Origin of the sequence: Caballeronia sp. BCC1704 (assembly GCF_902833455.1) — a bacterium.
In the GTDB taxonomy this organism is placed as follows: Bacteria; Pseudomonadota; Gammaproteobacteria; order Burkholderiales; family Burkholderiaceae; genus Caballeronia.
The window spans coordinates 1,259,486-1,285,817 of record NZ_CADFFT010000002.1 but is presented as its reverse complement, the minus strand read 5'-3'; the positions used below and the strand labels follow the sequence as shown (position 1 = coordinate 1,285,817).

Sequence of the window (26,332 nt, the reverse complement as noted above, 5' to 3'; positions counted from 1 at the left end):
CACGCCCTCTGCGCTTTTTGCGCCAGGCGAACCGATGGAGCATTCCTACTACGCGCTGCTGCATCTGCTGTCGGGCCATCCCGAATGGACGCTCGCGGTCGTGCTGCTCGCGTCGTTTCTCGAATCGGTTGCATTCATCGGCACCTTCGTGCCCGGCAGCACCGCGATGTTCATCGCGGGCGCGCTCGTCGGCGCGGGCGCGCTGAATCTCGGCTGGGTATTCGTCTGCGCGATCGCGGGCGCGATTGCCGGCGACGCCGCGAGCTTCTGCTTCGGCGCGCGCTATGCCGATGTCATCGCGCAGATGTGGCCGTTCCGCCGCCATCCGGGCGCGCTCGCCGCCGGCAAGCGGTACTTCCACGCGCACGGCGCGAAGAGCGTGGTGCTCGCGCGCTTCGTGGCGCCGATGCGCGCCGTGGTGCCGGTCGTCGCGGGCTTGTCGGGCATGACGCCCGCGCGCTTTCTGGCGGTCAACGTCCTGAGCGCGCTCATCTGGGCGCCGCTGCATATCCTGCCGGGCGTGGTGTTCGGCGCGTCCATCGAACTGGCGGGCGCGGTGTCGATCCGGCTCGTCGTCATACTCGTGGCCGTGACGGCGATCGGCTGGCTCGTCTTCAATCTGGCGCGCGTGATCGTCGGACATGCGAAGGGCTGGACGGTCGCCTCGCGCGCCAGGCTGCTCGCGTGGGCGCAGCGCAACGACGGCGCGCCGGCGCGAGTCGTGTCGCGCGCCCTCGATCCGGCGAATCCCGCGACTTCGCTCATCGTTGCCATTTCCGTGTTGCTGCTCGCATCGGCGATGGCGTTTTTCTACGTGATGTCGAACGTGGCGCGCGGCTCGTCGCTCGTGCAGGTGGATGTCTCGACGTACCGCCTGTTGCAGTCGTTCCGCTCGACGTGGGCCGATTCGATCCTCGACGGCGCCGCCGCGCTCGGCAGCACGCCGACCTTGCTTGCGGTCGCGGCGACCGTCATCGTCTGGATGATTGTCGAGCGGCGCTGGCGCACGGTCGCGTACTGGGTCGTCGCGGTCGTGTTTTCGCAACTGCTCGTCGCCGCGATTCGCGTGACGGCGCATCACCGCTTGCCGTTGTCGTTCGCGCCGGTGGAGCACACGTTTCCGAGCCCGCATCTCGCGGCGGCGGTCATCATCTACGGCTTTCTGGCGTTCTTGCTGCTGCGCCGCGTGGGCATGCTGACCGGCGTGTGCATCGCCACGGCGACGTCGGGCATCGTGACGGCCATCGCGCTCGCAGGCCTCTACTTCGGACGCTTCACCATCTCGGACGCGCTCGGCAGCGCGGCGCTCGCGGCCATGTGGGTGTTTCTCATCGCGCTGACGGCCGTGTGGCGGCATCCGGGCAAGCCCAGACGCCGTCCGCTGATGCCGTTCGCGATCCTCGCCGTGATCTGCGCGAGCGTCGGCCTGCAATTGAGCGACGACACGCAGGCGCACAGCGCCGCGCCGCCGACTGTCGTCATTACGCCGATCCAGTGGATGGACACCGTCTGGCGCACGTTTTCATGCTACCGGTCGAGCATGGACGGCGACCGGCGCGAGCCGATCACCGTGCAATGGGCCGCGACGCCCGCGGAGATCCGCGCGCAGCTGTCGAGCCGCGGCTGGACGCAAGCGACCGGACTGACGATGAAGAGCGTGATGTCGGTCGTGTCGCCGAACGCGGCTGCGACCGCGCTGCCTGTGCTGCCGCGCCTGAACAACGGCGAGCCGTCGAAACTCATGTTCACGCGCTCGCGTCGCGGCGCCGACGAGCGCGACGTGCTGCGCTTCTGGCCGACGCGCTATGTGCTGAAGGAACGCGCCGATGCCACGCCGACGCCTATCTGGCTCGGCTCGATCGTCCATGAGCGGCTGCGCCGACCGTCGTGGCCGTTCAACGTGCTGCGCCCGGACCGGCGCGTCGACGCGATGGCGCTGGACCGTGGCGATGCGTCGTCATGGCACGGCATCGAAATTGCGAACAGCGCCGGGTGCGGCAGCGTGCCGGTGATGCTGGTCCAGTCGAGGACTCAATGATTTTTCGATGCGAATGCCGGCGCGCGCGCCGCGGAGGTGGCAGTTGATCCAGATTCCGCCGTCGGCGATAGCGCAGTGGGGCGCGGCCGCGGTCTTCGGCAATGTGCTGCTGACGCGGCTGGGCGTGCCGCTGCCGTCGGCGCCGCTGCTCGTCTTCGCAGGATCGATGATCGCGAGCGGGCGGCTGTCGCTCACGCATGTGCTGATCGCGGCGGTTTGCGGCGCGCTGCTCGGCGACAGCGCGTGGTTTTCGGCGGGGCGCATCTACGGACGGCGGCTCGTGGCCGCGCTCGCGCGCCGCTCGTACGCGATCGATTCCGGCATGCGCACGACGAGCGAGCTTTTCGAGCGGTACGGCGCGCCGATCATCGCGGTATCGAAGTTCGTGCCGGGGCTCGGACTCGTCACGCCGCCGCTGATGGGCACGACGCGCATTGCCGCGCTCGTTTTCCTTCTCTGGGATGCGGCGGGCATTGTCGCGTGGTCCGCGTTCTGGGTGCTGGGCGGCGCGTTGTTCCAGCGGCAATTGCACGTCGCGCTGGTGGAATTGCAGATGCATGGCGCGACCGTCATCGATCTGCTTGCGCTCGTCGCGTTGCTGTACTGCGCGTATCGTCTGCTGCGAAGACGCACGCCGGGGCAGTCCGGCGACGATGCGCGCTGACGCGTGCGTTTTTCGTTCCGCCGCTATAATCGTGGCCTTCGTTTCTGTCAGCCGGGGAAGGCATTCGTATCCGGTGGTGCGGCTGGGCTTCAAACCCAGTTGGGGGTGTCAGACACTCCCATGTAGGTTCGACTCCTGCTGCCTTCCGCCAATTGCTGTGAATCTGCCCAGCATGGGGAACTTCCGACTTCATCGGGCTCGTGAAACGAGCGCCGGGTCCCGCAAAAAAATGGTCGGCCACAGGCTGTGGCAGTCCGCAGAAGTTCAATGGGTATGCCAAGCGTGCGCGCAAGCACGGGTGCCCCAAGGCGTGCGCCCATCATGCTGAATCAATTCCCTGCTCTGGGGAAAGCGAGTTTTGCAAATTCCAACGCCGCACGGAGAGATCGCCGATAAGCGAAGGGTCCGGGTGATGCCCTGCCGGCAGGGCGCCGCTGTGAAATGGCTTGCGATTTTTTGCAACCCCCCTATGCTTCTCTTAATTCAATAGGTCCCCGAAACGCTTGGAAGGCTCCAACTGGTCGCAGTTGGTGCGATGCACCTTAACCGGTGTACGGATAAGACGTGGAGAGCGATCGTGAACGTTGAAACGAACGATGGCGAGGGAAACCCTGAAGACGCAAGCGGCGACGAGGGGAAGATTGTAAGGGATTCCTCACGTGTCGAAAAAGACTTTGCTAAGTGCGAGCAACTAATATCTCTAGGAGCAAGTGCCGGAATCGAGCTAGCTGCCGGCGACTTGCAGGCCATACAGAATGTACAGAGTCAACTCAGGGCCGGACGGTTGACGGTGGCAGCGCAAGCCGAGTTTTATTGCGCGATGGCGAGGATCGTGTCGGTCGTTCCCTACCCAAGTCAGCGGGTGTCCAACGACGTTCAGCTATGTTCGGAGGTGGTGTCGCATGCTGCCCGGACGGGTAAGACGCTAGACAAGAGCGACCTGGAGGCTTTCACACAGGCCCGGGCTGCCCAGCGCACGCTCGAGTGGCACCATGGCGTCGAAACTCGCTTTTATGATTCAATGGCAAGAATCTCCAAGTCCGTTGCACCCGTAGCAGCCGAGACAGCAAGCTCGGAAGCAAGACAAGGAGCGAGGATTGCGATCCGCAACTATTCAATCGCTGCCTTGGTTCTGACATTCGCCGTATTGCTCGTTTCCTGCTTGATGTTCATCATTAAGCAGATATCAGACGACATTTCTGAAGTGATAAAAAGAAACGATCCTCTGGCCGTGTCGATGCATAATCAGCTTCAGATCTACGCGGCGGCGATCGACAAGGCTAACGAGACCGCCACTGTGGATGCCTTGGTCCAAATGCAAAATTCCCCGGACGCTGTCGTAATCAAAGAAAGCCTGCAAACTTTCGCGACAAACAACCGCCAACTGTTTTCCGATGTCACGAGAACGCGAGCGATCACACATTTCATTTTCCGCATACCGAACGGCGTCGGACGTTTATTGCTTGGGAAACATTGGGGCGAAGACTGGGGCGGTGTCGATAGTCGCTACGGCGAGAATTGTCCAGCGAGTGAAGTGCCGGTGCAGACGGCCGGACTGCCGGTGCAGATGGTGGAACGGCCGGTGCGGGCGGTTGGGGTCCAATTCGTAAGCCCCACATACGGCTTCGCTCTACCGCCTTCAGGAGGCTGGCAATGCTCGGCAGTCTCAATCCGTCACGCGTTAGAGATTGATCTGCCGATCTTCGCTCTAGGGGAAACGGCGAACAAAAAAAAGATGATCCCGCAGGACGCAATCAACCATGGTTTCCAGAAAATCGCCGTATCCCAAGATGTGAGGGCAATGGCGACATATGCCAGGGATATCATTCTCGTGACGGTTGCTTCCGTTACTGGCTTTATTCTTCCCATTCTTTATGCATGGCTTGGCGCATGCGCGTCCATTCTGCGTCGGCTGAGAGCAGATACAACGGCCTCTCTGTTTCATCCTGAATATTCGAAAGTTGACAATCGATCGCATGTGACCACAGCGGTTATCGTTGGGATTTCCATAGGCTTGTTCAGCAATCTCCTGCAGGCGGGAACCGACATTTCTCCTCTCGCCATTGCATTCATTGCGGGATACGCATCAGACAAATTTTTCGAGTTCATCGATCGATTGGTTCATGCAATCTTTCCTTCACACGTCGAGCCTGGTGAAACGCGAGTTAGCCTTGCACCGGGCACCGGCTCGTCAGTTCTGCGATCAGGTAGTCCATTCAGGCGGCGACGCCTACGTTGACGTCCAATTTAGCGAGGTTAGCTAGAATGCTGCCATGGCAGGCTGACTTGGCGAAGCGACGTGCTTGTGTCTTCGCAGCCTAGCGCTCTAGCGGCAATGCAACCTCGCTCGCTGCGATCTGCGATCGGTGTATGGGTGGAGATTCTGCTCTACCGCTGCAAGAGATCCGGGCACGGGTTGCTTGGTGCATCGTCGATCGTACCCACACGTCGTATCTCCGCAAGGTCGAACACCTTAGGCTTCCTGAAACGAGCGATGTTGATCGCGAACGTGAGCGAGGCCAAGCTCGCGCAGCTTCGTAGCATGCTCATGCAGTAGTGCTGCGACCTGCAGTAACCGCAGGCGCAGGTGCTGGATGCCGCGTATCAGTCGACGCATCGACGACCGTTCGCGTCGGGGCATATGCCGCGGTGGTCCAGGACAACATCTACATAACCGGCGGAGTCATCACTTCTCGAGCGCGTCGGTTGATCGGTCCGGTATGGCGTTTGCCGATGGGCCGACCAGTTGTTCTGGGAGGCGCTCGATCAGTCGAGCCGGCTCAAACCCAATTAAGAGCAGTGGGCGGCTCATCTTATCCCTTCTGTTTCAAGCGTGGCGGGTAGAGATGCAGGCGTTGCGAGTCAAGCCGACATCTATGCAGTTGTCGACACGGTCTGCCATGCTGCATGACGACCAGTCAAACGCCGTCGTGATGCCCACTGAGCGTTCGACCCCCGGAGGAAGACGGTGCCCGTTCGTCGCGCGCATCGCGCAAGGTCACGAAACGCAATCCCGACGACCGAACCCTGTCGATGAGCCGAGGCAGCACCGTGAGCACCACCGGTTCGCCCGTCGATGTCAATGCCGCGCCCGCGTCGTGAATCAGGAGAATGTCTCGGGCGGCGAGTCCATTCACGAGTCGTTCGAGCACGCGATCAGCGTCACATTCCCGCGTATCGAACCCTCGCCGCGTCCACGCCGCGAGCTGAAGGTCCAGCCGTTGCAGCACCGGGTCGAGAAAGAGATTTCGTAACCCGGCTGGCGCGCGAAAGAACATGGGCCGCTCGCCTGTCAGCGCTTCGAGCGTCCGTTGCGCGGCGGCGATTTCCTTCGTGAGCCAGAACGGCAATGTGACCGAGAACGTGTGCACGTGCCTGTGCGTGTGATTCTCGACGGCGTGACCTCGCGCGACGATTTCCCGTACCAGCGCCGGATGCTCCGCAGCGCGTTCTCCAATGCAGAAAAACGTCGCGCGCACGTGATGCCGATCCAGGATGTCCAGAATCTTCGGCGTCACGACCGGATCGGGACCGTCGTCGATCGTGAGGGCGACGGCATCTGCGTTGGAGGGCGTGTCGGGCAGGCGGGTCCAGTTCTGGCCCAAAAGAGTCGAGCGCGGCCACAATCCTATCGAGACCACGATCATGTGACTCGCGAAGACACTCGCGAGCCACCACAGCCACGCCGAAGGACGCAGCAGCCATCCAACTAGCGCGACGCCGTGCCAGGCGCAGGTCGCGACGTACATCGGTGGGTAGCCTGTGCGCGGCCAGCGTCTCGGCGCGCCGGCGGGCGGCCGCGAAATCATTTGCCTCATCTTGTATGCAGCCTGCGGCACGTCGGTCAGAGGTACGTCTGGCCGAGGTGTCAAATTCAGTCAAGCGGCGAACGATATCACGCGCGCGAGCACTTGGTGACGCGCCAATTCGAGAAATGGTCGACAGATCGCCGGGCAAAAGCATCCTTTACCGCCCCTGAAAGATAGATGTGTCGCGCGCGGTGCAAGTCTCGCGCATGTCCGTCGCGTCGAAGAGACGAACCGGCAAGAACTGCGCACTTTCCCTTTTCCCGTCGACCATAACGTCGGTATCATTTGCGCCCCACGCCAGCGATACCGCGCGCGCCCGCAAGATTTCTGCGTCGAGACGCTAAATAGTCGCTGCGTCGTGCCGTTAATTGGACGAACCACTTAATTACATCACTTGCTTACTAAGGAATGATCGGTCGGCTATTTCGCCCCGATGCTGATTGTTCTCAACGCGCAAATACCGATATGCCCGATTTGCACTGGACCATTCCGGTTGCGCGCTGGTCCTTTTGGCCTGCCAACGCGACCGTCGCTCCTGACGTGAGCTTTGTCGCGCCGATGGCGCGGCGCCGGCTCAGTGCGCTATCGCGGGCCGCGCTCAAGGTTGCCTTCGATTGCGCATCGGCGCTGCCGACGGTGCGTGTCGTATTCGCGTCGCGTCACGGCGAACTGCGGCGCACGACGGGCATTCTGTGCGATATCAGCGCAGGCGAACCCGTCTCGCCGACTTGCTTCAGCCTGTCCGTTCTGAACGCGATGACCGGCGTATTCGGCATCGAGCGCGGCGACCGCGCGCCGGCGAGTGCGGTGTCGGCGGGCGCGCAGACGCTCGGCTACGCGTTGCTGGAAGCCCACGCGCAATATGCGACAGATGCCTCGTCGCCGGTGCTGCTCGTCTACGCCGACGAGCCCGCCGACGCGGCCTATGGAACGATTGAAGACGAAGTGGAGGGCGGCGCGCTCGCGATCTTGCTCGATGCGTCCGCGCAAACCGGGCGGCTCGAATGCGTGCGCACTGGGTTCACAGATGACCGGAGCAACGCGTTCGCGAGCGCCCAATACGTCACGCAAAGCGAAGCGGTCAGGCAGTGTCTGGACGCGAAAGCGCCCGTTCAATGGCGCGGCGCGACGTCGACATGGCAATGGAACTGGCATGAAGGCGTGTGACTATTGCTGGCGCCTCGTCGCGACGGCACTTGCGTTCACGACCTTCGGCATCTGCGGACTCGGTTTCTCACTGATCATTTTTCCGATTGCTTCGGTGTGGCCGCATCGCGCGTCGAAGCAGCGCATCATCGCCGCGATCATTCACGCGTTCTTTCGCGCGCTCGTCGCCGTGCTCGTCGGCGTGCGCGTGATGAAGCTCGACGTGAGCGGCGCGCACGCGCTCAATCGCAAAGAGAAGGGCGCCGCGATCGTGATCGCCAACCATCCGACGTGGCTCGACGTCATGGTGCTCTTGTCGCTCACGCCGCGCGCATGCTGCGTCGTCAAAAGCGCGCACTGGAGCAATCCGTTCTTCTGGGGCGTCATGCGGGCGGCGGACTACGTGAGCAACGCGGATCCCATCGAACTCGTGGAAGAAGGCGCGCGGCAACTCGCGCGTGGCTACACGATGATCGTTTTTCCGGAAGGCACGCGCAGTCCCGCGCGCAATCGGCTGCATGAGTTTTCGCGCGGTTTCGCGCACATGGCGCTCCAATCGCGCGCGCCGATCCTGCCCGTCCTGATCGACTGCGACCCTCCCGCGTTCACCAAAAACATGCGCTGGCACGACGTGCCGGAGCGCGCGTTCCATATGCGCGTGAGCGTGCTCGACCCGCTTGGAGCCGACACGCTCGTCACTCGCGACGAACCGCCCGCGCTCGCCGCCCGCACCCTCACGAACACGCTGCAAGCCCACATTACCCGGCATCTGATCGACCATGGATTCTTTAAAGTTTGAAATCAAACGGCTTCTGATTGAAGCACTCGATCTCGAAGACCTGACGCCCGACGATATCGCCGACGATGCGCCGCTCTTTTCCACCGATGGCGTCGGTCTCGACTCCATCGACGCGCTCGAGATCGGCATCGTGCTGCGCAAACACTATCAATTGACGATCGCCGCCAACGACGAGCGCACGCGCGAGCACTTCCGCTCGATCGACACGCTCGCCGAACTGGTCGCAAGCCAGCGCGAGACTGCGCGCGCATCGGACGACACTGCAACAAGAGGGGAATGATTGTGACCGACACCGAAATCCTTGAGCGCATCCGCGCGATCTTCAAAGAGAACTTCGGCATCGCGCCCGAGCGCGTGACGCCGACCGCGCATTTGTTCGAAGAACTCGACCTGGACAGCATTGATGCCGTCGATCTCGCGATCAAGCTGCAGGAGATGACGGGCCGCCGCATCAAGCCCGAAGAGTTCAAGTCCGTGCGCACGGTGGGCGATGTGATCGCCGCTGTCGAGTCGCTTCTGGCAGCGCAGGACTGATGCAGCCGCAGACCGCCCGGACTGGCGACGACGAGCATCGCGGCCATATCGGCCTTGCGCTGAACGTCGCGTTCAAGCTCGCGTATCCCGCCGCTATTCTGTGCGGCTGGTTCTGGAACGCGCCGCGCTATCTCGGCTGCCTGCTGTTCGCGCTGGTCTGGCTGCAGCGCTGCGCGGGCACCGGCGTTCTGGGCGCCTCGCTGCGCACACTCACGCGCGTCGAATGGGCGGTCGGGTTCATGTTGAGCGCCGCATCGGCCGCGATCGTCTGGACCGACAGCGAGCAGTTGCTCCATATCTATCCGTCTCTCGTGAATCTCGGCTTACTGATTGCATTTGCTTCGACGCTCGTGCGCGGTCCGTCGATGATCGAAAAATTCGCGCGCATCCGCACGCCCGATCTGAGCGAACCAGCCGTGCGCCACACGCGCCGCGTCACGCAGATCTGGTGCGCGTTTTTCGCGGCCAACGGTTTGTTCTCGCTCTACACGGCACTGTGTTGGTCGCGCGAGGCGTGGTCGCTCTACAACGGCGCGATCGCCTATGGCTTGATCGGCGTGCTGCTCGTAGCTGAGATCGCGTGGCGTTATCTCGTGATTCTTCCGCGCGCGCGGCGCATGGAAGCGGAGGCGTCATGATCCCGCTGCACGAACTGTTCTCGACAAGACGCGATGCACGAACGCCCGTCTCTCGCGACGACACGACCGACGCGGTCATCACGCATGCCGCATTTCGCGCGCGGGTGGCGTCGCTCGCGCTGAAATCGCGCGAAGAGACGGCGCGCCGTTATGCGCTCTTGATCGACGATCTGTTCGATTTCGCCTGCGCACTGTTCGCGCTCCTCGCATGCGGCAAGACGCCGGTGATTCCCGCGAGTTCCGCTCTTGGCTATCTGGCCGATCTCGCCGACGCCTACGACGCCGTCCTGACCGATGCCGACATAGCCGCTGCAACGGTCGACACGCGCGGACTCGACGCACTTGCGCTGCGGGTGGACCCGCATGCCCCGCTCACGCTCTACACGTCGGGCAGCAGCGGCGTGCCGAAGCCGATCCACAAGACCCTCGCTCAGTTCGACGCCGAAGTTCATACGCTCGAGCGCGACTGGGGCGCGCTGATCGGCGATGCGACGATGCTTGCGAGCGTGCCGCATCGTCATATCTACGGTCTTCTGTTTCGCATCTTGTGGCCGCTCGCGGCGGGCCGCGCTTTCGACCGCGCGCTTTGCGTCGAGCCGCAGCACATCCAGACGCGCATCGAGCGATGCGGCGCGACGGTCATGGTCTCGTCGCCGGCGCAACTCGCGCGTTGGACCGAGCTCGCCGGTTTCGCATCGCTCACGCCTGTGCCGCGTGCGTTCTTCTCGTCGGGCGGGCCGCTCGCAACGGACACCGCGCTCCAATACGCTGCCGTGTTCGGCCACGCGCCTGTCGAGATCTACGGGAGCACGGAGACAGGCGGCATCGCATGGCGCAGGCAGAGTGAGACGCCGGCATGGCGTCCTGTCAGCGGCGTGACGGTGCGGCGGGCAGATGACGGCGCGCTCGAAGTGCGCTCGCCGCATCTAGGCCACGATGACTGGCATCGCACGGACGACGCTATCGCCTTGGACGCCAACGGCCGCTTCACGCTGGAAGGCCGGCTCGATCGCGTCGTGAAGCTCGACGGCAAGCGCGTCTCGCTGCCCGAGCTCGAAGCCCGCCTCACGCTGCATGCCTATGTGGCAGCGGCGAGCGTGGTCCCGCTCGCGGGTGCGACGCGTGAGCGCATCGGCGCGGTGATCGCGCTAACCGACGCAGGCCGCGCCGCGCTCGATGACGTCGGTCGCGTGGCGCTCGCGAAAATCCTGCGCCGTCATCTCGCCGCGTATTTCGACGTCGTGCTATTGCCGCGTTTCTGGCGCTTTCGCATCGCGTTGCCGTTCGATGCGCGCGGCAAGCTGCCGGTCAAGGCGGTCGCGGCGGCCTTCGGTCCGCGCGCAGAAGGCTTCGAGTTGCTCGCGGAATCGCGCGATGGCGATACGTTGCGCTATGAACTCCGCGTGCCGCCTTCGCTCGATCATTTCGCCGGCCACTTTCCGGGCCTGCCGATTTTGCCCGGCGTCGTGCAGGTCGACTGGGCGATCCGCGTCGCGTCCGAACATATCGCGGCGGCGCGTGCAATGGAGAGCGTCGATCGCCTGAAGTTCATGGCGCCCGTGCCGCCCGGCGCGGTGCTCGAACTGCGGCTCGCGCACGATGCCACGCGGCGGCGCGTGCAGTTCGCTTATCGCATGAACGGACGCGAATGCGCATCCGGCGCGATCGTGTATCGGGAGAACGCATGAGCGGTGCGAATATCGCGGCGTGCATCGTCATCCCGATCTATAACCACAAGGACGCGATCGGCGATACGGTCGCGCGCCTGAGCGTTCACGGCTTGCCGATGTTCGTCGTCGACGACGGCAGCGACGCCGCCACGCAAGCCGTGCTCGTCAAGCTCGCGTGCCGGTATCGCAAGGAGATGACGCTCGTGCGTCTGCCGGTGAACGGCGGCAAGGGCGCTGCCGTGATGGCGGGCCTGCGCGCGGCGAAACGCGCGGGCTTCACGCACGCGTTGCAGATCGACGCCGACGGCCAGCACGACGCGAACGACGTGCCGCTCTTTCTCGACGCGGCGCGCGCCGAGCCGGGCGCGGTCATTCTGGGCCGCCCGGTCTATGACGAAAGCGTCCCGAAATCGCGCTTGTACGGCCGCTATCTGACGCATGTCTGGGTGTGGATCGAGACGCTGTCGTTCACCATCCGCGATTCGATGTGCGGCTTTCGCCTGTATCCGCTCGACGCCGCCTGCGCGCTGATCGACAGCGTGCGGCTCGGCACGCGCATGGACTTCGACATCGAGATCCTCGTGCGTCTCTACTGGCGACGCCTTGCGTTTCGCTCGATTCCGACGCGCGTCGTCTATGCGACCGACGGCGTATCGCACTTCGACGTGCTGTGGGACAACGTGCGCATCAGCGCGAGCCATACGCGGCTCGCGTGCGGCATGGTGCTGCGCTCGCCGATGCTGCTCGCGCACAAGCTAATGCCGCGCATCACCACTGCGGACCACGCCGGGCCGGGCTGGTGGCGCGTCGCGGAGCGCGGCAGCCGCATCGGCATGTCCTTGTTCGCGCTCAGTTGCCGCGTGTTCGGCATGCGATTTACGGGGCTGTGGCTTCATCCTGTCGTCGGCTATTTTCTGCTGACGGGACGCGATGCGCGCGCGGCTTCGCACCGGTATTTCACGCGTCTTGCCGAAGCAGCGCCGGGCGAACGCACGCCGCGTGCCGGCTGGCGCTCTGCGTATCGCCAGATGCTCGCGTTTGCGCAGTCGGGGCTCGACAAGCTCGCGGCATGGTCGGGCCGGATAGCCGATCACGACGCCGTTTTCGACGACCCCGCGCCTTTTGAAGCGCTCATTGCGAGCGGGCGTGGCGCGCTCGTCCTTGGCGCGCATCTCGGCAACCTCGAGATGACGCGCGCGCTCGCCGCCCGCAATGGCCGCGCGAAGGTGACGGCCATCGTCTATACGGAGCACGCGAGGCGCTTCAACAGCGTCTTGTCGTCAGCGAATGGCGACTTCGCGAAGCATCTGATCCACGTGAGCGATTTCGGCCCCGATACCGCGATGATGATGCAGGCGCGCATCGACGCGGGCGAACTGCTGGTGATCGTCGGCGATCGCGTGCCGGCGCACGAGTCCGGCCGCACGACCGAGGCGCGTTTTCTCGGCGCGCCTGCTCCGTTCGCGCAAGGGCCGTATGTGCTCGCGCACGCGCTCGGGTGTCCCGTGTATCTCTTCTTTTGTCTGAAAGAGAAAGCGGGCCGGTATCGTATGTACCTCGAACGATTTGCCGATCGAATCGAGTTGCCGCGTCGCGAGCGCGCGCAACACATCGCGGCGTGGGCGCAGCGCTATGCGTCGCGACTCGAACACTATTGCCGCAAGGCGCCGTATCAATGGTTCAATTTCTTCGATTTCTGGGCGCGTGCCGGCAAAGTCGCACCGATGCCCGGGTCCAGTTTCACCGAAAGCAGGCGTCATGGATCAGCTGAATAACAAGAAGACGCTCACCGCGAGCGCGATGGTCGAAGTGCCGTTTCATGATGTCGACGCAATGCACGTGTGCTGGCACGGCCACTACCTGAAGTATTTCGAAGTGGGGCGTGCGGCGTTGCTGCGCGCATTCGAATACGACTACGGCGACATGCTGGCGTCAGGCTATGCGTGGCCAATCGTCGAGGCGCATCTGAAGTACGTGCGTCCGGCGCGATACGGGCAGCGCATCGACGTGCGCACGGAGCTGCTCGAATACGAGAACCGCCTGAAGATCGCGTATGAACTGGTGGATTGCGTGACGGGCGATCGGCTGACCAAGGGCTATACGATTCAGGTCGCCGTCGACGCCGCCACGCAGGAGTTGCAGTTCGTGTCGCCGCCCGTCGTGTTCGAGAAGTTGGAGCGCGTATGGTCGCGTCGATGAAACTCCGCTGTGCGCGTGCCACGCTCATCGCCTTGCTGCTGACAGCGAACGCAGGCGCGCTTCACGCAGCCACGCCCGCGCAAAGCGCAAGCCAGAATGCGGCGCTGGTCTCGCAAGTCGCTTCGCGGCTCGGCCAGATCAAGGGCGTGCGCGCTCAATTCACGCAGACGCAGACGCTTTCGGCCATGAAGCAACCGCTCGTGAGCACGGGCACGTTCGTGTTCTATCGCGAACGCGGCGTGATCTGGCGCGTGCTGACGCCTTACAAGGCCACGTTCGTCATCACGGACGCAGGCGTCGCCGAAGTCGATGCGAACGGCAAGCGCATCGGCAGCAAGAGCGCCCGAGGCGTGCAAGGCGTCGCGCAAGTGTCGAAGATGATGCGCGCCATGCTCGGCGGCGACCTGTCCGCGCTGTACTCGCAATTCGATGTGGACGCGCAAGGCTCGCCGTCGCAGTGGACGCTCGATCTCAAGCCAAATCAGCCGCAACTCGCGCAGGCCGTCAAAGGGCTGCAAATGAAGGGCGGCGCGTTCCTGCAAAGTTTGAGGATCGATCTGGCAAGCGGGGACGTCACGCAGATCGACTTCACGAACAACGAAACGCTCGACGGGCTACCTGCCGCCGAGCGTGCCTTGCTGGGAGCGCAGTGATGCGGATGGAACGGCATCGCAGCGGCGTGACGCTTTTCGCCATACGGGCCGCGTGGTTCGTGCTCGCACTCGTTGCTGCGTGGTATTGCGTCTATCGCTTTCAGGGGCCGTCGCCGCTGGAGACGAACCTGCTCGCGCTGCTGCCTGCGACAGAAGCCGATCCGGTCGCAGAGCAAGCGGTGGATCGACTCGCCAATGCGCTCGGCGATCGCACCGTGTTTCTGATTTCGAGCCGCAATGCGGACCATGCGAAGGCGGCGGCGAAGCGCTACGGCGCCGCGCTGCGGGAAAGCGGCGCATTCGCGTCCGTGACGGCGGAGCTCCCGCCGTTCGACGTCGCGCAGATTGCAGCGCTATATGCGCCGTATCGATTCGGGCTTCTGACCCGCGATGACCGCGACGCGCTCGCCAACGCGACGAACGGCGTGCAGGCGCTGTCTGACGCCCTGATGCAGCGCATCTATAACCCGGTGCACGGACCGCTCGCGACGCAACTCGCCGACGATCCCTTCGGCTGGCTCGAACACTGGCTCAATGACTTGCCGCTCGCCACATCTGGCCTGGAACTTGAAGACAAGCTGCTCGTCGCGCATCGCGGCGACATGACGAGCGTACTCGTCGTCACGACGCTGCACGGCTCGGCCTATGAATCGCGCACGCAGCGCGCTGTGTTGTCGGCGGCGGCGCAGGCGCAGGCAGCGGTGACGGCGGCATGGCCCGACGCCACGGTCGCGCGAGCCGGCGCCGTGTTTTACGCGCAGGCGGCGCGCAGCGCGTCGGAACGCGAAGTGCATCTGATCGGCGTCGCCTCGGCATGCGGCATCGCGCTTCTCATGCTGTGGGTCTTCCGCTCGCCGCGGCTCTTGCTGCTCGGCTTTTTGTCGACGGCGCTCGGTATCGTGTGCGCGCTCGCGTTCGCCATGCTCGTGTTCGGCAAGCTTCATTTGCTGACGCTCGTGTTCGGCGCGAGCTTGATCGGCGAAGCCGTCGATTATTCGATTCAGTATTTCGTGGTTTATCTTGGCGCGCAACGCGAATGGGATGCACGAAAGGGCGCGCGATCGGTGCGGCCCGCGCTCTCCGTGGCGCTCGCTACCAGTCTGCTCGGTTACGCCATACTCGCTTGGGTGCCGTTTCCCGCGCTCAAACAGATCGCGTGTTTCGCGATGGCCGGCATCGGCGTTGCGTTCGCGTCCGTGATGTCGCTGCTGCCCGCGCTGCTCGTGCGGGGACCGAAAGCCGCGCGGCGACGCCTATTTTCGTCCTCCGCGACGCTGCTTGCACGGTGGCGCGGCGCGATCGGTGGCAAGCGCGCGGGGCTCGTCGCGGCCGTTCTCGTGGCGATCGCCCTGCCGGGCTGGCTGCGTCTGACCAGCGACGACGACATCCATCTGCTGATACAACGCGATCCCGTGCTTGTCGCGCAGGAGAACGAAGTGCGCACGGCAGTCGGCGTCGAAGACACCGCGCAGTTCTTCGTGGTGCGGGGTGTGTCCGAGCAAGCCGTCCTGGAACGCGCGGAAGCGCTCGGCGAAAGGCTCGATGCGCTGACGAGCGACCAATCGGTCGACGGCTGGCGCTCGGTCACGCAATTCGTGCCGTCCGCCCGGGCTCAGGCGCAAGCGCGCGCGCTCATCGCGCAACACGTGTTTGCCGATCCGGCCGCGTTGCGCGCGACGCTTTCGCGCGCCGGCTTCCGCGATGACATCGCCGACGCGTGGATCGCTTCGTTCGGCCATGCGAATGCCGAGCCGCTGTCGGTCGGGCGCTGGCTCGCCGCGCCGTGGTCGCAGCCGTTTCGGCATCTGTGGCTCGGTCCATACGATGCGGCCGGTCAGCGCGGTTACGCTGCCATCGTGATGCCGCGCCGCGTGACGCAGAAAAACGAGCCCGCGCTCATCAAGGTTGCGCGCGCAATCGAGGGCGTCACGTTCGTCGACAAGGCGGCGAGCGTCTCAAAGCTCTTCGGCGCGTATCGCGTCGATAGCGGCATGTGGCTCGGCGGCGCGCTGGTGCTCGTGCACGCGCTGCTGATGATGCGCTATGGGCCACGCGGGGGCATTGCGACGACGCTGCCCGTGCTGCTCGCCGTCGGCGTGACGCTCGCGGCGTTCGGCTACGCCCGCGTGCCGTTCAATCTGTTCAACTGCCTCGCGCTGATGCTCGTGCTCGGCGTCGGCGCGAACTACGCCGTGTTCCTGCGCGAAGGATGCCTGCGCAGCGACGCCGATCTCGGCGCGGTCTGGGCGGGCGTGCTGCTCTCCGCATCGACGACGCTGTTGTCGTTCGGCCTGCTCGGCATGAGCGCGATGCCAGCGTTGAAGAGCTTCGGCGCGACGCTTGCGCTCGGCATTCTGGTCGCGGTGCTGCTCGCGCCGATGAGCATGCCGCACGAAAGGAGAAACCACGCATGACGCTGCCATCCGTCTATTTGCATGCGCTCGGAATGGTCAATGCGCTCGGCGGCGACGTCGATTCGATCGCGTCCGCGATGTCCTCGGCGCAATCGCCGGGCATGGGACCGATGCGCACGCGCCGCGGCGATGCGTTCGTCGGCCGCGTGCTGACTTCGCTCGACATTGCGCCGACGGGGCCGCTTGCGCGCTTCGACTGCCGCAACAACCGCCTGCTGCTCGCGGCGCTTGAACAGATCCGCGCCGAGATCGAAGCGGCGCGCGAGCGCTACGGCTCCGCGCGAATCGGCGTCGTGTTGGGGACGAGCACGTCGGGAATATCGGCGGCGGAAGAGGCGTTCCTGCATCGCGCAAATAAGGGGTGCCTGCCCGAGCGCTTCGACTATCGGCAGATGGAGATCGGTACGGCCGCGCCGTTCGCCGCCGCCGCGCTCGACGTGCAAGGCCCGGCGTTCACTATTTCCACGGCATGCACGTCGAGCGCGAAGGCGTTTGCCGCGGCGCGCAGACTGTTGCAGCTCGGACTTTGCGATGCCGTGGTCGTCGGCGGTGTCGATACGTTGTGCGAGCTCACGTTGCAAGGCTTCGAATCACTCGAATCCACCAGTATTGAGCGCACCAATCCCATGAGCCACAACCGCAAAGGCATCAACATCGGCGAAGGTGCGGCCGTGTTTCTGATGACGCGCGACGAAGGCGCCGTGCGTCTTGCGGGCGTGGGGGAATCCAGCGACGCGCATCATGTTTCCGCGCCCGACCCGCGCGGCGTCGGAGGCGAACTCGCGTTGCGCGCGGCGCTCGCGGATGCCGGCGTCGCGGCCGCCGATATCGGCTACGTGAACCTGCACGCGACGGCCACGCGCAAGAACGACGAGATGGAAGCGCATTTGATGGCGCGCGTCTTTCCGCAAGGCGTGCCGACGAGCGGCACGAAGCCGCTGACGGGGCATCTGCTCGGCGCGGCCGGCGCGACGGAACTCGGCTTCGCGTGGCTCACGCTCGCGCGCCCCGGTTTGCCCTTGCCACTGCATCGATGGGATGGCGAGGCGGACGCGGATCTGCCCGCGCTCGATCTCGTACAGGAAACGCGCTTCCTCTCGCGCGAAGCGGGCACGCGCCATGTCATGAGTAACTCTTTCGCGTTTGGCGGCAGCAATGTCAGCCTCGTTCTCGCAGGTTGACGATGACCGGACACATCTCAATGAACGGACACGGCGGCCCGTTTCCGCCGATAGAAACGATCATTCCTCATCGCGGCACGATGCTGCTCGTGGACGAGGTGATTACGTGCAGCGACGCCGCGCTCACCGCGCTCGCCACCGTGCGCGCCGACGCCTGGTATGCAGACGAACACGGCGCGATGCCCGCATGGATCGGCATCGAACTCATGGCGCAGGCTGTCGCTGCGCATGTCGCGCTCGTCGCGATGCGCGCGGGCGGCCGCGCGCGTCCCGGCGTGCTGCTCGGCACGCGTAGCTATCGCGCGCATGTCAGCGCCTTCTCGCGCGATGCGCGGCTCGCTATTCGCGCGGAAGAAGTGCTGCGCAGCGAAGAGGGCCACGGCGCGTACGAATGCACGATCGACCATGACGGCGAGCGTTGCGCAGAAGCCGTCATCAAGGTCTTTCAACCACACGATTTCCAGACATTCATCGAAGGGAGCCTCAGTTCATGAGCCGGCGAGTTCTCGTAACGGGCGCAAGCCGCGGCATCGGCCGGGCGATTGCGTATCAACTGGCCGCTGACGGGTTTGCCGTCACCGTGCATTGCCGCAGCGGACGCGCCGAAGCAGAAGCGGTGACCGCGGGCATCGTCGCGCAGGGTGGCACGGCGCGCGTCGTGCAGTTCGACGTGCGCGACCGCGCCGCGTGCCGTGAAACGCTCGAAGCGGACGTCGCCGCGCACGGTGCGTATTACGGCATCGTGTGCAGCGCGGGCGTGACGCGCGATGCGGCGTTTCCGGCGCTCAGCGACGAGGACTGGGACGTCGTGATCGAAACGGGCCTCGACGCCTTCTACAACGTGATCCATCCGCTCACCATGCCGATGGTGCGCGCGAAACAGGGCGGCCGCATCGTGACGATCGCGTCGGTGTCCGGCGTGATGGGCAATCGCGGACAGGTGAATTACAGCGCGGCGAAAGCCGGTCTCATCGGCGCGACTAAGGCGCTCGCGGTCGAACTGGCATCGCGCAACATCACGGCGAACTGCGTCGCGCCGGGACTGATCGATACGGGCATGCTCGACGACGTTCCCGTCGAACATGCGCTGAAGACGGTGCCGATGAATCGCGTCGGGCAGCCGAACGAAGTGGCCTCTGTCGTCGGCTTCCTCATGTCGGATGCGGCTTCTTATGTGACGCGCCAGGTGATCGGCGTGAATGGCGGGATGATCTGATGAAGCGCGTCGTTGTTACGGGCATGGGCGGCGTCACCGCGCTCGGCAGTTCGTGGAATGAAATTGAAGCCGCGCTGAAGACTGGCCGCAATGCGGTGCGCCGCATGCCCGAGTGGGACTTCTTCGAAGGGCTGCATACGCGCCTCGCGTGTCCGCTGCCCGCGTTCGAGCAGCCGTCGGCCTGGCCGCGCAAGAAGACGCGGTCGATGGGCATCGTCTCGATGTACGCGGTGCGCGCGAGCGAACTGGCGCTGGCGGATGCGGGCCTCGACGGCGATGCGTCGATCAGCGACGGACGCATGGGCGTCGCATACGGATCGTCCTCGGGATCGGTCGAGCCTATTCGCGCGTTCGGCACCATGCTGCGAACCGGCTCGATGACCGATGTCACGTCGAACAGCTACGTGCAGATGATGCCGCACACGACGGCCGTGAACGTCGGCCTCTTCTGGGACCTGAAAGGCCGCATTCTGCCGACATCGTCGGCGTGTGCGTCGGGCAGTCAGGCGATCGGCTTCGCGTATGAAGCCATCGCCACGGGCAAGCAGACGATGATGCTCGCCGGCGGCGCGGAAGAGCTGTCGGGTCCGGCCGTCGCCGTGTTCGACACGCTCTACGCGACGAGCACGCGCAACGACGAGCCGCATCTCACGCCGCGTCCGTTCGATGCGAAACGCGACGGACTGGTTGTCGGCGAGGGCGCGGCGACGCTCGTGCTCGAAGACTACGAGCACGCCGTGGCGCGCGGCGCGACCATTCATGCGGAGATCGTCGGCTTCGGCTGCAACTCGGATGGCGCGCACATGACGCAGCCGACTGCCAGCACGATGGCGCGCGCCATGCAGCTCGCGTTGCACGACGCGCGGCTCGATCCGCAGGCCATTGCTTACGTGAACGCGCATGGCACGTCCACCGATCGCGGCGACGTCGCGGAAAGTCATGCGACCGCGCAGACCTTCGGCGAGCGCATGCCGATTAGTTCGCTCAAGAGCTACGTCGGACACACGCTCGGCGCGTGCGGTGCGCTGGAAGCGTGGTGGACCATCGAGATGATGAAGCGCAACTGGTACGCGCCGACACTCAATCTGACCGAAGTCGATCCCGCCTGCGCGCCGCTCGATTACATCGCGGGCGAGGCGCGCACGATCGACGCCGAATACGTGATGAGCAACAACTTCGCGTTCGGCGGCATCAATACGTCGCTCATTTTCCGGCGCGTTCGATGAACCGGGCGCGAGGCATGCAGCGCGTCGTCGTGACGGGCATGGGCATCGTATCGTGTCTGGGCAATGCGCTCGACACGGTCAGCGCCGCCTTGAGGGAAGGGCGTTCCGGCATCACGCGCATCGATGCGTGGCGCGAGCGAGGCTTTGGCTCGCAGGTGGCGGCGGTGGCGTCGGTGGCAGATGAGCCGCCCTTCGATCGCAAGCTCGAACGCTTCATGGGCGAGACGGCGCGCTTCGCGTGCCACGCCGCGCGCAAAGCCATCGACGACGCGCGGCTCGATCACGCCGTGCTGCGTTCGCCGAGCGTCGGCGCGGTGATCGGCTCAGGCGTCGGCGCGATGGCCGAGTACGACGCGGCGCTCAATATCGCGGTGACGCGCGGCATCGAAAGGACGCCGCCGTACACGGTCCCGAAGGCGATGAGCAGCACCGCATCCGCGAATGTCGCGCAGGCGTTCGGGATCGAGGGCGTCGCGTATTCGCCTTCGTCGGCGTGCACGACGTCCGCGCTCGCCATCGGACAGGCCATGCAGTTGATCCAGACCGGACGTCAGCAGGTCGTGCTCGCGGGCGGCAGCGAGGCGCTGCATGACAACATGACGCTGATGTTCGACGCGATGCACGCGTTGTCGCGCGGCTTCAACGAGACGCCTTGGCAAGCCTCGCGCCCTTACGACAGCGCGCGCGACGGCTTCGTGATCGGCTCGGGCGCCGGCGTGCTGGTGCTCGAAGCGCTCGACCACGCGCTTGCGCGCGGCGCGCGCATCTACGCGGAACTGACAGGCTTCGGCGAGAGCACGGACGGCGCGGGCATGGTGTCGCCGCACTCGCACGGCATCGCGCGGGCGATACGCATGGCGCTGCATCAAGCGGGGGCATCGCCCGACTACATCAACACGCACGCGCCTTCCACGCCGCTCGGCGACACCGAAGAACTGCGCGCATTGCAGACGGTCTTCGGCGCCGATGTTCCGCGTTTCTCGTCGACGAAGGGACTGACGGGGCATCCGCTCGGCGCAAGCGGCGTGCATGAGGCGATCTACACGTTGCTGATGATGCGCGACGGTTTCATCGCGGGCACGCGAACGGCCGGCTCGCCTGAACCGCTCGCGCTTGGCATGCCGCTCGTGCGCGAGACATGCGAGGCGCGCATCGAGCGCGCGATGTCGGTCTCCTTCGGTTTCGGCGGCAGTTCCGCGAGCCTCGTGTTCGATAGATTCCAGCCGCTGCCCGTCGGCGCATAACGGGCACTCATTCATAACCACACAAAAACGAAACCGCACTATGAAAAGAATAATCGTTCTGACGATGATGGCTGGCGCGTTGATCACGCAAGCAGGCTGTACGACGCAAGTCCGCTCGCTGCCGATGCCGCAAGCGGCGCAGACGCAAAGCGCGAAGGACGTCACGTTGTATTTCGGCGATCAGAAGCATGCGAACGTCAAGACGATGCTCGGCAAGAAGGAAGTCGCGGTGCGCGTGGCCCGCACGATGGATGGCCAGGATGCGACCTGCAATATCGCGCTCGCCAAGGCGCTCGATCAGTTGCGCGACTATGCGCGCGAGCAACACGCGGACGCAGTGATCAACGTGAAAACGCGCTTTCAGCACACGGAGACCACGTCTGCGACCGCGTTCATTTGCGGCTCGAGTAATAACGGCTCGACGCTCGCCGTGCGCGGCGATCTCGTGAAGCTGGACGTCGAATAAGCCATCATCAATAACTTGGAAAACATGAAGCGTCTCTTCGTTTTCGCGGCACTCGCCACGATGCTGCTTTCGTCCCAAGCGTTCGCGCGCAACACGATCCGGATCTATCCCGTCGCACCGGCGCTGGTCAGCGAACCCGACAAGGTCGGCAAGGACATTCCGCTCTATTTCGCGGGGCAAGGGCATCCGGCGGTGGTGAAATCGCTCGGTGTGTTCGCGACCAACAAGAAGACCAACGCGTTCGGCAAGAGCGACAAGGACGCTTGCCAGCACGTATTTCTTTCGGCCGTGATGGAGTTGCAGGAGCGCGCCCGCAAGGAAGGCGGCGACGCGGTCATCAATATCAAGAGCAACTACGAGAACGTGGAGCGCGAGAGCGCGACGGAGTTCACATGCGGCGCGGGCGCGGTGATTGCAGGCGTCGCGTTGAAGGGCGAAGTGGTCAAGCTGAAGAACTGAGGCGAAAGCGAGAAGCGGCGCGTGCCTCGATGTATGCGCCGCTCGCTCGTCATGTCGTCAATCAGTGGTCTTTCTTGCGACGACGTTGACAAGGGTTTCGCGCCGCTTGCCGGGCTTCGGCGTGTAGAGGCCGATGCGTTCGAGCAGGCCAAAGTCTTTCGCGCGGCTCCACCACAGATACGGCAGCGAAACGTTGTGCGGTTCGAAGCTAAAGCCTCCGTTGCGGATCATGTGGAGATAGCCGTCGGCGCTTTTCTGTACTTGCATCGGATGACGAAAGAGCAGCCGGATGACCCAGGACTTGATATAGGCATCGGTCGATTCGGCGAACATCAGCACGCCGCCTGGCTTGAGTACGCGACGGAATTCGGCGAGCGCGCGTTCTTGTTCGACGAGGTGATGAAACGTCTGGTGACAGAAGACGATATCGGCGCTCGCGTCCTGCAGCGGAAGATTCGCGCAATCGCCATGAAGCAACTCGATTTCCGTCGCGGCGGTATCGGGGCGCTGCGCGCACACTTGCGCGGATTGGGCCGCAAGCGCCAGCGACGGCTTGTGGAAGTCAATGCCGACGATGCGCTGCGGTTTGAACGCCTGCGCAAGCAGACGGAACGACAAGCCCTGACCGCAGCCGACATCGACGATCACGGGCGCCGCCGGCAACGGAAAGTCGATGAGGCGCTTGAGGTCGTTGATGGCGACGCGCAGCACGTGATGCTCCCACGTATGCGTGCGCAGAAACCAGACGCCGAAAGAAGTCTCGGGAACGAATGGCACATTTGATGTTTCGGTCAACTGCACGATTGAATCCGGTAAAGAAGTGTTTGGTGTTATTGAAGGATGGTCCGCGCGTGATTGTAATCGGTGGTGCGCGGGACATGTGTCGTGTTTGCAATACGTTGCCGCGTGCGACGAAAGGAAGTAGAAGATGAACAAAGAAAGTTCGATGAACGCTGTAGTCGATGTCGCCATCATCGGCGCGGGACCGTCGGGCGCGGTCGCTGCCGCGCTGCTGCGTAAAGCCGGTCGATCCGTGCTGGTACTTGAACGCCAGCATTTCCCGCGCTTCTCGATCGGCGAAAGTCTATTGCCGCAAAGCATGGCGTATCTCGAGCAGGCGGGCATGCTGCGCGCGGTCGTCGAAGCGGGCTTTCAGTACAAGAACGGCGCGCAATTCGTGTATCGCGATCAGGCGGCGGCTTATGACTTCCGCGACAAGCATTCCGACGGATGGGGCACGACGTATCAGGTGGAACGAGCGGTATTCGACGACTTGCTCATCCGCTGTGCGATGGAGCAGGGCGCCGACGTGCGCTTTGGTCACACGGTGCTGGCCATGAAGACGGGCGATGCGCCGGTGCTCGATGTCGTCGACGAAGCCGGTACGCAATATCAAGTGCACGCGCGCTTCGTGCTTGACGCAAGCGGCTTCGGACGCGTGCTGCCACGGCTTCTCAACCTCGAAGCGCCGACGCGCCTTGCCACGCGCGCGGCCATCTTCACGCATGTCCGCGACGGCATTCCGGTCGAGGCGCACGATCGCAACAAGATCACCGTGGCCGTGCATCCCGAGCATCGCGACGTGTGGTACTGGATGATCCCGCTCGCGAATGGGCGGTCGTCGGTGGGTTGCGTGGCCGAAGCGGCGTTTCTCGACATCGATGAAGCCGAGCGCGAGCAGAAGCTGCGTTCGCTGATCCAGAGCGAACCGACGCTGAACCGCTTGATCGGCAATGCGCCTTTCCTGATGCCGGTGCGGCATATCGGCGGCTATTCCGCGAACGTCGAAGCGCTGTACGGCGAGGGGTATGCGCTGCTCGGCAACGCCGGTGAATTCCTCGATCCGGTGTTTTCTTCGGGCGTCACCATTGCGCTGCGTTCGGCGCATCTCGCCGTCCACGCTCTGAACCGTCAACTGAACGGCGAAGCCATCGACTGGCACGCGCAATATGACGTGCCGTTGCGCCGTGGCATCGACACGTTTCGCGCATTCGTTGAACGCTGGTACTCGGGCAAGTTGCAGGACATCATCTTCGCGCCGAATCAGACGCCCGTGATTAGACGCACGGTCAGCGCCGTGCTGGCGGGGTATGCGTGGGACGAGACGAATCCGTATGTCGCGGATGCCGCGCGACGGCTCGATAGCCTGCATGCCGCGTGCATGCAGCTTGGTTCATGAAAGAGGCCAAAGGCGCCAAGCTCTCCGATTTCATTAGCCGGTTGCGCGGGCACCTGGACGTGGCGGGTGTGAATGAAATAGGCTAGGGCAACTCAGGCGAGGGCGCCGCTAGAAACGTCGAATCACTCGACGTCAACAGCCCGGTACCGCCGAATGCGCAGGCGCGCGAATCGGTTGATTCAACCGCGTGATCGACCACAAAATCCTCCGGCTTCGACGCGCGATCCTGCTGCGTTCGGCGCTTGAACGTCGAGCGAGAGACATAATGAGGAACACGGCCGACGGAGAGAAGTTTGCCGACATTAGCACGCCGATGATTCTGGCCTTTCTCGACGCGAAGAAATTCAAACACGGATCGCGCTTAATAGAAGCAATCGTGCAGATGTCGCGATTCATCGACGCGCATTATGTGCCGTCGTCTCTGCCTGCGAAGGACGGCTTAAGATCCACGTCCGTTCGAAGTCTTTCCTGACGCCGATCGAAGCAGTGCAGAAGAAGCAGAGCAACTGAACGCCAGAGCTCAATTCAGTCGACTCGGGGCGGACTCGGCCGCCCCTAAAGCCAGATGGTCGAGTTGGGGCAAGAGCGCAAGCGAGTGGCCGTCAATCCCTCTAAGGGCACCATTGAACCCCTCAGCGAGCGGTGCCGGACATCGAGGGGGGCTGAAGAACGACCCGCAGCAATGCGTCCATGTTCCTGGAGCATACTTCTGCAATGGTCGAAGGACGCTGTGAATCCGCCGGTATCGCCATCATCTGCGCATCACTGAGCGCCGCCGTGCAGACCACGAGAAACGGCGCAAATCTCGATTGTTCCAGGTACCGTTGCTGGATCATCACGACAGCCTTGGCAGCATCGTCCTTCAACGAATCGGGTCCGTCGTTGGAGCGGCTCGCCGTCGCGCCGGCCGTGGTGTTCGCTTTTGAGCCTTGACCGGGCGCGGCTCGCTTGCCGTCGGCCTGAACAACGGTGTGATCGGCGACTTTCATGACTCCGCCTGCGAACCGATCGGCGGGAGGCCACATCGGCGCGCGTCCGCCGACGTGCTTGCTCCCAACGACCGTATCTGTCGCGTCGTGCGCGTTCGTCTTCGGCGCATCGCCGGCGCTGTTTTTGGCGGCGTCTTTTGCCGGTGGCGCCGTGTCGCTGGCCGGCGGCGTTCCGTCCTTGACGAGCGGATTAGGATTCCAGTCTAGCTTCGCCGCGGTCTGATTGGCCGAAATCCCGGAAAGGGCTTCGATCGACAGCAAAGTCACCATTGTGTCGCCGTAGCGGCTCAAGACCAGAGCGTATTCGTACTTGTTCATCGCCCCGTTCGAGAAGGCTTCGCACAGCCGATACAGTCCGTCGCGCAACAATTGCGTGGTTGCGAGCCGTCGACCAAGTTCCGCGACAGCGGAGTTTTGTTGCAGCGAAAACGCTTGCTTGCCCGTGATCGATGCCGAATCGCCCAACGTCTTCAGGCCCTGGATGGTGGCTTGGGCGTTCTCGGATATGGCTTGTGAAATGGCCTTGGCGACGTCCGGGCTCGGCTCGGCGCAGACGTTGTAATGGCCGCCGTTCGGGCCGTGGTCGGAGTTCGCATGCTGCGGATCAACGTTGCTCCCTGGGTGCGCGAGAATGAACCGCACGTCCGCCGTTGCACCGGTGAGCTGAGTGTCGCCTGCGGTGTCATGAAAGGTCTGCGGTCCGACCACGGATCTACAGGCGCCGAGCGTCAAGAGCGCCAAAAGCAGTATGTAGCGGGACGGCGTCATCGCACTTCTCCTTGGGCTTGAATGTTGGACAGTCTTATTG

24 protein-coding genes and 1 tRNA gene are annotated in these 26,332 nt (G+C 63.9%); 22 read left to right on the top strand and 3 right to left on the bottom strand.

Annotated elements, in window-relative coordinates:
- The first annotated feature begins 34 nt into the window (after positions 1-34).
- The 4 genes from HWX53_RS15550 (at position 35) to HWX53_RS15535 (ending at position 4,941) form a co-directional block, all read left to right on the top strand.
- Entirely contained in the window at positions 35-2,038 is a 2,004-nt protein-coding gene (locus HWX53_RS15550) for a VTT domain-containing protein (protein WP_175942245.1), read from the top strand.
- 43 nt (positions 2,039-2,081) lie between these two features.
- Entirely contained in the window at positions 2,082-2,702 is a 621-nt protein-coding gene (locus tag HWX53_RS15545; protein WP_175942244.1) for a DedA family protein, read from the top strand.
- A 55-nt stretch (positions 2,703-2,757) separates the two neighbouring features.
- Positions 2,758-2,853 (top strand) — tRNA-Sec (locus HWX53_RS15540).
- A gap of 426 nt (positions 2,854-3,279) precedes the next feature.
- The gene (locus HWX53_RS15535) at positions 3,280-4,941 is read left to right on the top strand and encodes a hypothetical protein (protein ID WP_175942242.1); all 1,662 of its coding nucleotides are present in this window, start codon (positions 3,280-3,282) and stop codon (positions 4,939-4,941) included.
- A gap of 679 nt (positions 4,942-5,620) precedes the next feature.
- Here HWX53_RS15535 and HWX53_RS15530 read toward each other — a convergent pair.
- A complete protein-coding gene (locus HWX53_RS15530; RefSeq protein WP_175942240.1) occupies positions 5,621-6,520 on the bottom strand; it encodes a polysaccharide deacetylase family protein in 900 nt (299 codons plus the stop codon).
- 456 nt (positions 6,521-6,976) lie between these two features.
- Here HWX53_RS15530 and HWX53_RS15525 point away from each other — a divergent pair, with 456 nt between their 5' ends.
- The 17 genes from HWX53_RS15525 to HWX53_RS15445 are packed head-to-tail and all read left to right on the top strand — an operon-like array spanning position 6,977 to position 22,356.
- Complete coding sequence (locus tag HWX53_RS15525; RefSeq protein WP_175942238.1) at positions 6,977-7,678, top strand: beta-ketoacyl synthase chain length factor; 702 nt, start codon at positions 6,977-6,979, stop codon at positions 7,676-7,678.
- Positions 7,665-8,456 carry a lysophospholipid acyltransferase family protein gene (locus HWX53_RS15520; RefSeq protein ID WP_175942237.1) on the top strand — a complete coding sequence of 264 codons (792 nt, stop codon included), beginning with the start codon at positions 7,665-7,667 and terminating at the stop codon, positions 8,454-8,456. The genes HWX53_RS15525 and HWX53_RS15520 overlap by 14 nt, the downstream gene beginning before the upstream one ends.
- The gene (locus tag HWX53_RS15515) at positions 8,437-8,736 is read left to right on the top strand and encodes a phosphopantetheine-binding protein (RefSeq protein WP_175942235.1); all 300 of its coding nucleotides are present in this window, start codon (positions 8,437-8,439) and stop codon (positions 8,734-8,736) included. Before HWX53_RS15520 ends, HWX53_RS15515 begins: the two co-directional genes overlap by 20 nt.
- A gap of 2 nt (positions 8,737-8,738) precedes the next feature.
- Positions 8,739-8,990 carry an acyl carrier protein gene (locus HWX53_RS15510; protein ID WP_175942480.1) on the top strand — a complete coding sequence of 84 codons (252 nt, stop codon included), beginning with the start codon at positions 8,739-8,741 and terminating at the stop codon, positions 8,988-8,990.
- Positions 8,990-9,628 carry a hypothetical protein gene (locus HWX53_RS15505; protein WP_175942233.1) on the top strand — a complete coding sequence of 213 codons (639 nt, stop codon included), beginning with the start codon at positions 8,990-8,992 and terminating at the stop codon, positions 9,626-9,628. The genes HWX53_RS15510 and HWX53_RS15505 overlap by 1 nt, the downstream gene beginning before the upstream one ends.
- Positions 9,625-11,316 carry an AMP-binding protein gene (locus HWX53_RS15500; protein ID WP_175942231.1) on the top strand — a complete coding sequence of 564 codons (1,692 nt, stop codon included), beginning with the start codon at positions 9,625-9,627 and terminating at the stop codon, positions 11,314-11,316. Before HWX53_RS15505 ends, HWX53_RS15500 begins: the two co-directional genes overlap by 4 nt.
- On the top strand, positions 11,313-13,073 hold the full coding sequence (locus HWX53_RS15495; RefSeq protein ID WP_175942229.1) for a glycosyltransferase family 2 protein: 1,761 nt from the start codon (positions 11,313-11,315) through the stop codon (positions 13,071-13,073). The genes HWX53_RS15500 and HWX53_RS15495 overlap by 4 nt, the downstream gene beginning before the upstream one ends.
- Entirely contained in the window at positions 13,057-13,497 is a 441-nt protein-coding gene (locus HWX53_RS15490) for a thioesterase family protein (protein ID WP_175942227.1), read from the top strand. The genes HWX53_RS15495 and HWX53_RS15490 overlap by 17 nt, the downstream gene beginning before the upstream one ends.
- Positions 13,494-14,150, top strand: coding sequence for an outer membrane lipoprotein carrier protein LolA (locus HWX53_RS15485; protein WP_175942225.1), 657 nt, complete (start codon positions 13,494-13,496; stop codon positions 14,148-14,150). Before HWX53_RS15490 ends, HWX53_RS15485 begins: the two co-directional genes overlap by 4 nt.
- A complete protein-coding gene (locus HWX53_RS15480; RefSeq protein ID WP_175942222.1) occupies positions 14,150-16,564 on the top strand; it encodes an MMPL family transporter in 2,415 nt (804 codons plus the stop codon). The genes HWX53_RS15485 and HWX53_RS15480 overlap by 1 nt, the downstream gene beginning before the upstream one ends.
- Positions 16,561-17,745, top strand: a complete 1,185-nt coding sequence (locus HWX53_RS15475; protein ID WP_175942221.1) for a beta-ketoacyl-[acyl-carrier-protein] synthase family protein — start codon at positions 16,561-16,563, stop codon at positions 17,743-17,745. The genes HWX53_RS15480 and HWX53_RS15475 overlap by 4 nt, the downstream gene beginning before the upstream one ends.
- A 20-nt stretch (positions 17,746-17,765) precedes the next feature.
- Entirely contained in the window at positions 17,766-18,239 is a 474-nt protein-coding gene (locus HWX53_RS15470; protein ID WP_175942219.1) for a beta-hydroxyacyl-ACP dehydratase, read from the top strand.
- The gene (locus HWX53_RS15465) at positions 18,236-18,961 is read left to right on the top strand and encodes a 3-ketoacyl-ACP reductase FabG2 (protein ID WP_175942217.1); all 726 of its coding nucleotides are present in this window, start codon (positions 18,236-18,238) and stop codon (positions 18,959-18,961) included. Before HWX53_RS15470 ends, HWX53_RS15465 begins: the two co-directional genes overlap by 4 nt.
- Complete coding sequence (locus tag HWX53_RS15460; protein ID WP_175942215.1) at positions 18,961-20,187, top strand: beta-ketoacyl-ACP synthase; 1,227 nt, start codon at positions 18,961-18,963, stop codon at positions 20,185-20,187. Before HWX53_RS15465 ends, HWX53_RS15460 begins: the two co-directional genes overlap by 1 nt.
- On the top strand, positions 20,184-21,431 hold the full coding sequence (locus HWX53_RS15455) for a beta-ketoacyl synthase N-terminal-like domain-containing protein (protein WP_175942213.1): 1,248 nt from the start codon (positions 20,184-20,186) through the stop codon (positions 21,429-21,431). The genes HWX53_RS15460 and HWX53_RS15455 overlap by 4 nt, the downstream gene beginning before the upstream one ends.
- Before the next feature lie 40 nt (positions 21,432-21,471).
- Positions 21,472-21,897 carry a hypothetical protein gene (locus tag HWX53_RS15450; RefSeq protein WP_175942211.1) on the top strand — a complete coding sequence of 142 codons (426 nt, stop codon included), beginning with the start codon at positions 21,472-21,474 and terminating at the stop codon, positions 21,895-21,897.
- A 24-nt stretch (positions 21,898-21,921) separates the two neighbouring features.
- Entirely contained in the window at positions 21,922-22,356 is a 435-nt protein-coding gene (locus HWX53_RS15445) for an excinuclease ABC subunit A (RefSeq protein ID WP_175942209.1), read from the top strand.
- Between the two features lie 57 nt (positions 22,357-22,413).
- On the opposite strand, the gene HWX53_RS15440 is transcribed toward HWX53_RS15445, so the two are convergent.
- Positions 22,414-23,157 (bottom strand): class I SAM-dependent methyltransferase, encoded by a 744-nt coding sequence (locus tag HWX53_RS15440; RefSeq protein ID WP_175942207.1) that lies wholly within the window; start codon positions 23,155-23,157, stop codon positions 22,414-22,416.
- 127 nt (positions 23,158-23,284) lie between these two features.
- Here HWX53_RS15440 and HWX53_RS15435 point away from each other — a divergent pair, with 127 nt between their 5' ends.
- Complete coding sequence (locus HWX53_RS15435; RefSeq protein ID WP_175942206.1) at positions 23,285-24,535, top strand: NAD(P)/FAD-dependent oxidoreductase; 1,251 nt, start codon at positions 23,285-23,287, stop codon at positions 24,533-24,535.
- A gap of 632 nt (positions 24,536-25,167) precedes the next feature.
- Here HWX53_RS15435 and HWX53_RS15430 read toward each other — a convergent pair.
- Entirely contained in the window at positions 25,168-26,292 is a 1,125-nt protein-coding gene (locus HWX53_RS15430; RefSeq protein WP_175942204.1) for a hypothetical protein, read from the bottom strand.
- Between the last annotated feature and the right edge of the window lie 40 nt (positions 26,293-26,332).